At 59.4% G+C, this 11,935-nt stretch carries 7 protein-coding genes and 1 pseudogene; all 8 read right to left on the reverse strand.

Annotated features, from left to right (window positions below; all coding sequences use genetic code 11):
* Positions 1-17: 17 nt before the first annotated feature.
* Positions 18-5,261, reverse strand: coding sequence for a strawberry notch-like NTP hydrolase domain-containing protein (locus JHD73_RS05265; RefSeq protein WP_233176790.1), 5,244 nt, complete (start codon positions 5,259-5,261; stop codon positions 18-20).
* A gap of 174 nt (positions 5,262-5,435) precedes the next feature.
* On the reverse strand, positions 5,436-6,836 hold the full coding sequence (locus JHD73_RS05270; protein WP_199028505.1) for a hypothetical protein: 1,401 nt from the start codon (positions 6,834-6,836) through the stop codon (positions 5,436-5,438).
* 208 nt (positions 6,837-7,044) lie between these two features.
* The gene (locus tag JHD73_RS05275; RefSeq protein ID WP_199028507.1) at positions 7,045-7,494 is read right to left on the reverse strand and encodes a hypothetical protein; all 450 of its coding nucleotides are present in this window, start codon (positions 7,492-7,494) and stop codon (positions 7,045-7,047) included.
* 168 nt (positions 7,495-7,662) lie between these two features.
* Positions 7,663-8,067, reverse strand: a complete 405-nt coding sequence (locus JHD73_RS05280) for a hypothetical protein (protein WP_199028509.1) — start codon at positions 8,065-8,067, stop codon at positions 7,663-7,665.
* Positions 8,068-8,096: 29 nt separating this feature from the next.
* On the reverse strand, positions 8,097-9,641 hold the full coding sequence (locus JHD73_RS05285; protein WP_199028511.1) for a DNA topoisomerase: 1,545 nt from the start codon (positions 9,639-9,641) through the stop codon (positions 8,097-8,099).
* 29 nt (positions 9,642-9,670) lie between these two features.
* Positions 9,671-10,534 carry a hypothetical protein gene (locus JHD73_RS05290; RefSeq protein ID WP_199028513.1) on the reverse strand — a complete coding sequence of 288 codons (864 nt, stop codon included), beginning with the start codon at positions 10,532-10,534 and terminating at the stop codon, positions 9,671-9,673.
* Positions 10,535-10,924: 390 nt separating this feature from the next.
* The gene (locus JHD73_RS05295; RefSeq protein ID WP_199028515.1) at positions 10,925-11,494 is read right to left on the reverse strand and encodes a hypothetical protein; all 570 of its coding nucleotides are present in this window, start codon (positions 11,492-11,494) and stop codon (positions 10,925-10,927) included.
* Positions 11,491-11,935, reverse strand: a pseudogene (locus JHD73_RS05300) (hypothetical protein); the annotation flags it as partial. The gene JHD73_RS05295 and the pseudogene JHD73_RS05300, both read right to left, overlap by 4 nt.

Raw genomic sequence — 11,935 nt, forward strand, 5'->3', positions numbered from 1 at the left:
GCGACCCGCCTTTCACCCTACGCTGCCGCCATTGCCGGCTCTCGTTCACGGTCCAGAGAAGCACGGGCCTTCAGAAGCTCTGCCCGCTCGACGGTATAGAACGTGTAGCCGTGCCCCTCGATAAGGTACTGCGCGAGCTCCTCCTCACGTCCGACAGGAACCGTCGCCAACATGCGGTCACCGGATGTGCGGAATTCCAGGTTGAAGCGGCACTTCTCCTTCTGACCGTCGATGGGCGTCAGCACGGGGTCAGTGAAGACTTTCCCGCCCCACTTCTTCGCGCCGGGGACCGACAACTCGATCTGGCCAACCCGCCCCATTCTGAGCTTGACACCACCGTCCTCACGATAGTCGCCACTGGGGTCCGTTGTGAATGGCCTCAGCCTGGACATCGCGATGACGAGCGCCGGGTCGCGAACCCGCTCAGGAATCGACGCGAGCGCCTTGTCGGAGATGTCCGAATACACCAGGATCCCATGCTGACGCGCGCCGGTTTCGTCGGTGTACACGACCTTGCGCCCGACTCGTTGACGCAGATTCAACGACGTCGCCTCGAACAAATTCCCGTCCAACAACCGCGCACGGCGCAACACCGTTCCGTTGCGGGCTGAGTCAAAATCCTCACGGGCCTGTCGATGTTGCGCGAACCGTTGCTTGCTTAGGTCGATTGCGTTGGCGAACAACGAACTGGCCGTCTCCATCGTCACCACATCGCTACCGGGCTTCATGGTGTACACCACGTACTCCGACAGTCGAAGGTAGGCCTCCAGCTTGTTGGGTAACGACACGCGCAGAACAACAGTTTCTACGTTGTTACCCTCCAGGTCGCGCTGCTGGAAAACCGCGCCCGGCTGCAGCGACGCAAGATTGCGCTCCAGCCAGTCCAGCTTTGCCAGCGTCGTCTTGGCCTCATTCGGTTCTTTATCTTCAAGCGCCTGTTGCACCGACTCGAACCGCTTGGGGGTATGTCGTTGCAGGATGTCTGCGCGGTGCTCCTGAAGGTAACTTGCGATGCCCGAGGGATTGGGGCTGCCGGCCGCAACAGCCATCGCAATCCGCTTGTCAATGGCATCGGCTCGTACAGCCTTCTGCTCCTCGCTGTACTCGACAACAGTAAGATAGACCGGCGAGTTGAACTGCGACCGCTTGGCCTTGCCGCCCACTTCGCCGCCCATGAATGGCGCACGCGAAACAACCTTTGCGCGCCATTCATGGCATACCACCTCCAAGGGGTTCCGGCCCTCAGCCTTGAGGCGGTCCACCTTTTCGTGGAAGCGAGCTTCGAGATCCGCGTAGATTGCTCGCTGCTCGCTGACCTTCAGCAGGCAGATACGGCCCGTGAGGACCTTGATGTAGTAAAGCGGCTGACGATGGAAGACGTCAGTGTCCTCCCGCATATCGATATCAAGACGATGAGCCAGCTCCGGATCCTCTTCGAGCAGATCGAGTGCGACCATGTCGCCTACGCTGTTGAGCAGGTCCGGCACCTCACGAACGAGGTCTGCACTATCTCGGTTCGCGACCGTACTAGCAGTCAGAGACCTGTTCTTGGAGTTGAACATCATCAAGCCTCGGTCATCCGCCGGAAGTCCTGTCTGAGGGATCTTGTATTTCGGCTTCGAGATCTGACCCGTACGGTTTGGACGGCCATCCATCTGGCGCTCCATTGCGATGTCCGCCTGCATCTCACCCTTGATCATCGTGCGTTGACGCACATCGCTGCCAACGGCGGGACTCGCCTGCATCGAATAGCCAACGGCACCAGACACCGTCAAGATGAGTGCATCCAAATCGCCGTTGTTGAACTCACGCACGGCACGGTTGGCACGCGTCTTATCCGTTTTGCCGGGGATTGCCTCGATGATCACTCGCCCATCGTCCAGCGTTCGCGTGCGCAGATTCCGCCCCGAGATTTCACCGCTCGAATAGCCGCGCTTTTCAAGCTCCTCCGTGATGTAGTCGATCGGAGTCAACGGCAGATCATCGGGCAATTCGTCGATCAGCTCACGCAGCCGCTTTTCCGCTGACCGCATTTCCTTGCTGTCAGCCCGGAACGTGTTCTTGTTGCCGTACCGGTTCACCGTGGAAACCCACAGGATCCGCTCCAGTGTCCGGTGCAAATAGTCCTTGAACGTGATCGGCCTGTCCAGAATGACATCGCCGAGATCCTTTTTCACGGCGCCGTCTTCGCTCTGTGCGAGCTCGTGGCGTTCCTCAAGAATGTCGGCCAACATCGATTCACCTGTGCGTTGCACGGCGATGATTGGCTTCTCATTCGCCTCCAATGCTTCGATGGCGAGATCCACGATCTCTGGCGCCTTCAGAGAAAGCAGCATCTGGCACATCAACGCGTGCATCCGCGATGGGAAGTTCATGCTTGTCGCGCCCATACGCTGACCAACCCGCTCCGCCTCAGGGACCGCTTCAAGCTCCTTTGCCATCTCACGATTTAGCTGCGTGACGATCTTGCCCACATCGCCAGCGATGAAGTTCATAGCCGAAAGGATGTCCGACATCTGATCGGCAATCTTTTCGTTACGCTCGGCATAGCGCGACAATACGAACTCCTTCTCCAAGCCGCTATTGTCGAGCTCACGCGAGATCAAGCAGCCCTGCGCAGCGACTTCGTAAGTGAATGCCTCCTGCAGAGAGATCGGGTCACTTGCCACTGCGTCGAGCAGCTCCTGAGGATTGACACCTGCCGGTAGGATCCGCTTGTAGAGCGCAAGATTCTTCGCACCTTTGATCGGCGTTCCAGATGAATAGAGAACATTGCCGCCATGGGCGGAAAGGTTGTCGATCATCCGGCCTAGATTCTCGCTGGTATTGCCCGAGCCCGCGCCGATGTGGGATTCATCAAGCAACAAGGACACCGGCTCGTTTGCGGTGATCGCATGCATGTAGCGAGTGGTGCGATGGCTTTCCGGGCGCCGATTGATCTGGGAGTAGGTCAGCAGCACAATGTCGGTGCCCTCGGGCAGTCGCCCTGTCTCCGCAGCGGCAACGTACTTCGGCCGGCTCAAGGCTCGGGCCACCACTTTGCCGGTCGCGTCTACAGTCTTCGCTCCATCATTGATGATGAGTGGGTTTTCGAACAGATGTCGACTATCCAGCGCGACAAGGTCCCGCTCCATAAAGTCGGAGAACAGATTGTCTGTAAGCGTGACGAAAACGGGGATCCTTCCTGCCAACTTCTCGCGTCGCGCACTGGCGGCAATAACGCGACCCTTGCCGATTCCCATCTGGTCAGCCAGCAGAAAACCCAGGCCCTTGTTGGTTGCGGCGCAGACCATTGCGACGGCATCAACCTGTTCCGGCGAAAAATACTTGCCCAGGTCCTCCAACGGGTATTGGAGCTCCTTGGCGACATACTCGTCGATGTCACCATACTGCTCGCGGATTTCCGACAGCGCCTCATATACGGGGCCCGACAGGTTTGCCGGGATCATCGCCGTCGCCTCGCCAACATTCGAGAATGCCACGTAGCGCTGCTGATACTCCGACTCTTCACGCGTGTCTTCGCGCTTTGCAGTTGCCGCGGCCGCTGGAGCCACCACCGAGGGCACCGGGGGAGCCAACGCAGGCTCAACGTCAGCGTTCACTATAGGCGCCTCGGCCGACTTTGTTTCCGCTTGCCGGGGCACGGTTGCCGGTGCAGGACGAGGAGCACCCTTAGCCGTTCCGCTGGAAGCGCTGGCCACCGCTTCCTGGGCGGAAGAGGCGTGTTCAGTTGCTGAGTGGACCGATTCTGGTGCTTGCGCGAGGAGCTTCACCGCCCAAGCACGGAGGCCCTCATACGACCGGATGATCGGCAACTGGCCGGGGATCTCCGCCTCAATTGGTTCCGGCCTGCGTGCGCCGACGACATAGATGCGCAGCGGATACGCTGCGCCTTGCTTCTTGTAGAGGTCGCCACTCACGTCAACCACAGACTCGACCGCGTAGTGGTCATAGAGATATGCGAGCAGATGCTTCGAGGCTCCAAGGATCTCCCCCGGCTTCATCACGTTGTCAGCGCCAGTAATGAAGACCGCGCGGCCGATGTCCTTGCGCGCGTGCAGGGACTTCAGAAGCAAGAAATGGTCAAGTCGACGGATCTGCATCGAATCCACGGCGCTGCCCGCCGGCAGTGACACCTCGACTCGCGTATCCATCGATCCGAAGGGTGGATTGGCGATGACATAGTCAAAGCCCTCCGGCTGATTGAATTCCGCCCGGAAGTCCACTGTCGTGGCATCGCCGAGCGCCACAGCATCCGCGATCGCCATGGCTGCGTCCACGCGCACGGGGTCAATCTCAACCCCGAATAGTCGATCGGGGGTCCCCGGGGTGCGCTCGCCGGCAATCGTCGAATACAGGCTCGCATTGCCGATTGTCGGGTCAAGGAAAGTACGGCCTGCGGTCGGCTCGCCACGCGTCAGAACCGCCTGCGCGATCGCAGACATTGGAGCGGGCGTGGAGTACTGTTGATTCGCGACCGAGTTCGGGGTGCGCTCTCGGAGGTCAGGCATCCCTCGGTAGATCTTCTCGGCCACGTCATATGCGGCCAGTGGATCAGCAGACGCTGCCTGGCCCGCACTCTGGAGCTCCCCCTTCAAGAGGACATTGAGCTCGATTTCGATGGCTTCCTGATAGTCACGCGGGGTGAATTGCCCCCGGTTCGAAATCTCCATCAGCGCCTGCACGTTCTCCCGGCGCAGTTGCTCATTGCGCACGGTAATGCGGCTTACGAATCCGCTCGCCACCTGGCGCAGATCCTCTCTGGTGTCGACGCGCAAGAAATCAGCACCGCCCTGCTCCTCCTCGCTGACAACACTCTTGCGTCCGCCCACGTCCCGAATGACATAGCGCCCCAACGGCGCTTCGAAAACGACTTCGCGCTTGTGGTTCAAGCCAATCGCGCGGGACTGCGACAGCATTGCCGTCGCATTGAGGTTCGATCGCTCTCGAAATTTCCTTTGGAATTCGTCGTGGAAATGCCGCTCCGGCCCCTTCACAAAGCGGACATTCTCACGACCAAAGGCGTTGATCAGCATCGCGCTAGTCAGCGTTTTTTCCGGCCGCACGTAGATGCCAGAAGCTTTGATACCGACCATCGGCCTGAAGCCCAGGCTACGGATCGCCGCGTCGTGCTGACCAGTACTGTCAACCATCGCCAGCGGCAGCGATTTCGCTGGGTCGGTGGGGTGTGCCCACGACCCCATGCAAAGCCCGATGGCCGAGAGGTCAACCCATTGCACCAACTTTTCCTGTTGCTTCATGGCAGAGCGCATTGTTAAAACGTGAACACAATTATCGCGTCACAACCCAGCACATTTCACGTAAAAAGCCATGTTTTCAGCCAGATTTATATATTTACACCACTTTTGGTTACAAAAACAAAAATAAAAAAGGTCGCCACAAGGGCGACCTTTCGAACCAAGCCGAGCTAGGAATTACATCGACAGCTCAGCGGCCGCAGCCGACTTCGCCAGTTGCTCGTCCAATTCGTTCACCATGCCGGCATCGAACTCTTCGGGCTCAGCCTCAACGACTTGCGTGCTGGCGTCCGCCACGCGGGTGCGTGCCGCTTCAGCGGTGGCCGCATGATCATTGGGCGTGGCGACCGAGAACAGCGACGCCTTCTTCTCGTGCAGGTCCGCGCGACTGGCCTTGGTGAAGAAGCGATAGCCGTCCTTCACCACGCTGGTGACATAGGTGTCGAAGTACAGCTTGACGTTCTTACGCTCCTTGCGCTCGATCTTGCCGTCAACGTCCGTCGGCAGGTATTCGGTACCGCGGTACTGGTGAAACGGATGGTTCGGATTGTCTTCGTACGCCTTCAGAATGCTGGCGCGCGTCGCCGGACCAGCCGAGATGCGCTCACCCGGAATGGCTTCGGCCACGTAGTCGCCGCTGCGCACCGCGTCGCAGATCGTCTGGAAGTCTTGGCGCTTGCCGGCGTCCTCGATTTGCGACAGGTCCGGATAGCCTTCCTGCGTCGACAGGCCGAACAGCACGGAGCGCAGCACCACTTCATCACGCGTCACGGTTGCCGGATCGATGATCTTGGCCAGCGTCTCATCCGGCGTGCCGGTGCGGTACACCTCGGTGGGGACACCGTTGTCGTGGTCGAAACCTTCTTCCTTCAGCGTCGCAGCGTTCACGCGGATCTCGCCCGGCATACCGGCATAGACCAGACCAGTGTCCTTCTCGATCAGGCGCAGCAGCACGAAAGGCTTGCGACGAGCACCTTCAGCGTCCGTTTCGACGAAGGCATCCTTGAGCGTTGCAATGATGTTGTCCTTGGTCAGGATCGTGGCGCTCTCGGGCTTCATCAGGTCAACGTTGACTGCCTTGCCGGTGATCAACTCGGGGTTGTCGCGATCACGGTAAATCGCCACATCCACGTTTGCCTTCACCTTTTGGCACGTCGCGCCCGGGCCCGATTCGAGAGTCTCGGCCCAGTGCGCACGGAATGCGCCCGGCTCGCCTTCGTTGCCGTCCGAAAGCACCTTCGTGAAGCTGATAATGCCGCCGGCTTCGCAGTAGACCTTGCTGCCCTTGGTGCCGAATTCCTTCGGCGTCGGGCGATGCTTGGCATCCGTGCCGATGTACTGGTTGCTGATACGCGCCTTGGCCTGCTCCAGCGTCTCGTTCGCACGCTTGTTGACCAGTGCGCCTTCGTCCACCGTCATGAGACGTACTTTCACCGGCTCATTGGTGTCGACATTGACGCCATGGAAGAAGGTCGGCTTCTTCGCGTCGCTGACGATCTCGACCAGGCGAATAACCAGAGTCTTCGGCACTTCGGCCTTGGCCGCCTTGGCGCGACCGTTCAGGGAATTGAGTTGCATGTGGTGCTCCGTAGGATGTCGATATGAAATCGACCGCGTAGGCCATTCATGCAACAACCTACCCGCGATCTGGGTGCATTTTTAGCACCAGCGGAGCACACTTGCAAAAATAAACGCCACTTTTCGGCCAATTTTCGGCGAAAGCACCGATTTATGTACCGAAATCATATTTATTTTTATATCGCTTTGTGCACAAGCGATCGTTCACTCACTCCGGCTGCCGACCCCGGAATAGCGCGCGCTGCGCAGGCGCAATCTCAGGCGACACACCCTGCTCCACCGCCCAGTCACGGAAGTGCTCCAACAATGGAGCCACGTCCCACTCTTCGACGTTCACAAGGAGAATCTCGTTACGCAGAACGTCGCCGAAGATCAGCGTGACCATGGATGCCCAGTCGTCATTCGCCAAGACGTCGCTCAAGACGTAGCCGGTCAAGGCGTCATCGCTTCGGTGGAAACGCAGGCCGGCAAACGGCAAGTCGTAGTCATCGGCGAATTCGCGGACCATCCAAAGCAGCGCCCCCAATCCACCAGTCGGCGATGCCAGTAATTCCGGCGTGACAGGCACGTCGTTGTTCAGAAGGCGGCCACCGCGTACTACGAAGTCGGAGGCCACCCTGGTCGCCAGCTTCTGCAGGCCGTTGAGGAGGTCGGTCATACATGCACCCGGGGGGGGGGATGAAATTGTCTAGTTTTATTTTATCTCACTGGAAGATAAAAATTCTCATTTCCGAGCAGAAAATGCCGATTTTTTTGAAATCATGTTCGATGCCTGGGCAGAAAAAAACCTAGCCGAAGCTAGGTTTCTCTCTTGCCGCGCGAGCCCCTAATCGCCAGACGCCATCTCGGCGACTCGCGCTCGGCCATCCAGGATGCGCTGCGTAGCTTGTTGCCCCGCCTGCTCAAGGAGATCAGGGTCATAGATCTGCTGCTCGATCCCCGCGCGAAGCGCGCGCGCGATCGTCAACGCGTCGAGGTTGCGCGCTGTCAGCTCACGCCACGCCTCGCTGAGACCCTTAGCGAACTCTGGATCGAGCGCACTGAACCAGGATGTCACGGTCCCGAGCGAGCGAGGATCGAGCTCTCCGTGAATCGGCTTGGGCAACTCTCCCGCAGCATGGATATCGTAATAGCCGACCCCCGTTTCATCGACGCTGCCCAGTTTCAACCCATCGCTTACGGGGTCACGCATCTCGATGATCTCGCCTGGTGTCAATCGCAATACTGTCACGAGCTACCTCTCCAATGGACTTCTGTTCGTTAAAACGGTTCGGGACAGGCGTCATCCGGAGCAGCCACCTGAGCCGCGCGAACAACGCCCTGGACGGCGGACAGCATGCCGTGCTCCTTGAGGATGTCGCGTGCCCGCGCGTGCGCATCGTCGATGGGGCCAGCCATCGCAGCCTCAATACGGGTTGATGATTCCACCGAAAAACCAACGCTCTTTGCGTAGTCCAGCCAGCGCTTGCCGCGTTCATTGAGCGAGATGCCAATCCCATCTTCCAGCAGGCCTCGCTGCAAGAACTTCTGCACATGCGAAACCACGGTGCTGGGTCGCCCGAGTCCGGCCTCCGCCACGTAGCGCAGCAGCGCCACCTCGCGCGGCATCGCCACATATCCGCGCTCGGGCAATGGGCGCTTCCAACAGGCCCTGGGTTGCTCGATGACCCGCGAAACACTCAACGGCGTACCCTCGACAACGATGTCGACTTTTCGCACGCGCGCCTTCTGCCCGCACTCGATGACATTCCTGGCAACCAATACGGCGACAGCATCCGGCAGATCCAGCACCGAGAGTGGCCTGCCCAGCAACAACTCTTCATCGACCGGACCGGGCGCTTCGTGCGCTTGTGAATCCTCACCGCCGCCAGAGCGCAACGGCAAAATGCTCGGATCGAACCCACACCGGTTGTTGGCGGCAATGCGCGCAGCAACCTCAACGGCGTCGGGCGTGAATGCCGCGGCGCGAATGCGCGGGTAGCTCACACGACCCCGCTCATAGGCCTCCTGAAACGCCTGCGCCGCCTCATCGATACCAAGCCTCAAGCGAAGAGCCGCCTCACCAACGACATCTTCATAGGACCATGGCCGCGATACCGCAACTTGTGCTTCGGCAGATCCAACGACCTGTGCTCGCCCGTCCGCAAGGGCCTTGGCTACAGCTTCCGCCTGCGCAAGACTGTCTTTGGAGTTGACGGGAAGTTGGGCCAAATAGGTCTGCCCGTCGCTGAGCCGTACGGCAGCATGGAAGTGCCCGACTGTCGGCGCCTGGCTGTCAATGTGGCAAAGCAAGGCGCTTTGCACACGGCCGACTGGGACGGCGTTGTAGTCCCCAGACTTCGTGAACGTCGCACCAATCGCGCGATCGACAATCCGACGGCACATTGCATTGCGCGCCGGAGCTTCAAACTCTTGGGAAAGCTCGCCGGAAAAAGACTCTTTCAGCTCTCCTTCCGTAATGGCCCGCAACCGTACGCGGTAGAGACGATCCGCGTAGGGCGTCAGAAACCGGGAAACGTCGTAGGCGATCGCATCGCCCTCCTGGTCATCATCAGCGGCAATAAAGATGCGATCCGCCCGGAATGCGGCACGCTGGATCTTCTCGATCAACGCCGCCCGCTCGGGCCGGTATTCATATGAGGTCTCGCGTAGCGCTTCGTCCAGGGCAATCGGACGCAGCCGTTTTGGATTATCGGCAACATGGCCCACAGTAGGGATGACCTCGGCACTCAAACCGATTGCGCGAAGCTTCGCGCGAATCGACTCTGCCTTGCCCGATGCTTCGACGATGACGAGGTTGCCCATTCAAGCCCACGGGAAAATGCCCGCCTCGACTATTCGCTAACCTTTCCTGCCCGCTTCTTGCTCTTAGGCGGAGGTACGAGCGGAACCTTCTTGGTCAGGAAGTGGAAGTCTCGCAGCATTTGGTTGACCATTTGTGTGGTCGACTTCTTGTGCATACGACTGCCCTGCTGATCTTCAGCAGTGCGCTGGACATACTCCATCACGTCCGGATCCAGCGTGACACGGCTTTGCGGACTGCGCTTGTTCCGCGACGGATCAAAGATGCCCAACTCCATGGCGCGCTCACGCACACGGTTGTATTCGTGATCCTTGACGCTGTGCTCGATGCGCAGAACATCCTTCGCCTCTCCGATGGTCTTGCCATCATTAACGAGGCTGACGAAGTGGTGCGCAAGCACCGTATCGCGATAGCGGCGCGCCAGGCGGTTAACCGCCGCATCGATGCGCTTCAGGTGTATCTTGCGTGGCTTCTGAACTTGCGACACCACGAATTCCACGACCTTGGCCTGCTCGCGGTCCTCAATGTAGACCTCCACGGCAGCCTTCTCACCATCGGCCTGCCTGCGCGTCTCGCTCGGCGTCCAGAACTCGTACAACCCCTCCTTATCGAGGATGCGCAGACCGAACATCTTGATGAGGAAAACGAAGTCACGCTCCATCACCCTGATGCCCTCGGGCTCCAGAATTGCGCGCAAGAATTCGAGCGACGACCGGACCGGTGTCGGCGGGCGATCGATCATGAAATCCGTATCGATCATTGTTCGCGCGAGCTTATACAAAGCGTCTTCGGACGTCGGCTCCAGAAAAGGGAACTGCTTTTCCGTCGCGCGGATCATCCCGCGCAACTGCACCTCACCAAGCTCTTTGTATCGGCTGCTTACCGGGGTCGTCATAGTTCTTTCGGATAGACGAAATATATGTTTTCGTATTCTAACCGATTCAAAATTAATTTTGTGAACTTATTCCAACTAGGCGCCTTCTTCCCGATTTGGCGAAAAGAGCCGCTCGATCTCGGCGTCTAGGTATGCCAACGCCTCCCGCGGCGTTCGGCCTTCTGACTCGGCAAGAGCATAAATCCTATGTAAGCCTCGCATGGTTTCGAGCAACTTCCACTCCGGGAGATCCTGCAAGGCGTGGATTCGCCTCGCTCTCTCCAGGAAAGGTGCCCAGGACCAGTCGGCCGCGACTGCCACAGGGAGCAGCGTCAGATTGGGCAGCTCGCGCTCAGACAATGCCCACCCCAAGGTTCGGCAAGCGAGGACGCTCCGACGAATCGCTGCAACTCATTTGGCCACCACCCCAATTCCGGTGGCGGCGCTGCGCACCTGACCGACGTGAATAAGCTCCCTCCATGCAAGCGCCTGCTCCCGCTCCATTGCCGGGGAAAGAAACGTCAGCGCAAAGAAGCCCGGGCGATTCAGGATGTTTGTCGCCGCATCCTGGTTCGCGTATCGCAAGAATGCCGCGAGCACCATCTGTCGCTTACGCAGCAGGTCAGTTGCCACACCGTCGATGCGCACCAACACCGCGCAGGGAATGCGATCCTCCATGGCATCAGATCCCAGGTGCACATCGAGCAAGCCCATCGCACAGACAGTGTTCAACAGGACGTAGCCCAAGCGATGCCCAATCGCCTGCTCAATGTCGCGCCGCGCCTGCGCTTTGCTCACACCCACCTGCGGGAAATATGCGCCGTAAGCGATCGCAAACTCGCCAGCGTCGTCCGCAATGCTCTGCGAAGCCAGTCGATGCGCTTGCGTGCGCAAAGCCGACTCCTCCGCATCCGTCAGGAGAACTACACCCGTCGGCAACTTGTGCCGACGGATTCCCGAGCTGCGCGCGAGCGGCTTCACTTGTGCACGCCTACCAAGCAACCGGTGTTTGCCTTACCCGGATCCAACCCCATTGCGCGCATGGTCTGAAGGTTCACGCTTTGGCCCTGGAGCAGACCGTCGCCATTGCTCGGCTGGCGTAGCGACGAGGCGATCGCGGCCTGCACTCGCGCATCCATGTCGGCAGCGTTCGATGCAACGAAGGGTGCCGGCGACTGGTTCGCACGCACACCCGCAAAAATCAGACCCCCACCAATGGCGACAACAGAAGCCAAGGCGATCCGCTTGAACGTCAGGAAGCGGCGCCAACCGGTCCGGTTGCGCGATGCTGGTAAGGCGACGTGAATCTTCGTGCCGAGAGAATCCCCGCTCCCAATGCCTCCCTGCGCCTGGCCGCGCGGCGATGTAATGTCATCCTGTCGCACCGCCGCATTCGCCTGGTTGCGTAGCGCATCAAACACC

Origin of the sequence: Ralstonia sp. ASV6, from assembly GCF_016429285.1 — a bacterium.
GTDB classification, from domain to species: domain Bacteria; phylum Pseudomonadota; class Gammaproteobacteria; order Burkholderiales; family Burkholderiaceae; genus Ralstonia; species Ralstonia flaminis.

Bases quoted from the DNA above. Each gene is read 5' to 3' on its own strand.
- JHD73_RS05285 (WP_199028511.1), bottom strand. From the start codon at position 9,641: ATGGGCAACCTCGTCATCGTCGAAGCATCGGGCAAGGCAGAGTCGATT.
- JHD73_RS05275 (WP_199028507.1), bottom strand. From the start codon at position 7,494: ATGACCGACCTCCTCAACGGCCTGCAGAAGCTGGCGACCAGGGTGGCC.
- JHD73_RS05290 (WP_199028513.1), bottom strand. From the start codon at position 10,534: ATGACGACCCCGGTAAGCAGCCGATACAAAGAGCTTGGTGAGGTGCAG.
- JHD73_RS05270 (WP_199028505.1), bottom strand. From the start codon at position 6,836: ATGCAACTCAATTCCCTGAACGGTCGCGCCAAGGCGGCCAAGGCCGAA.
- JHD73_RS05265 (WP_233176790.1), bottom strand. From the start codon at position 5,261: ATGAAGCAACAGGAAAAGTTGGTGCAATGGGTTGACCTCTCGGCCATC.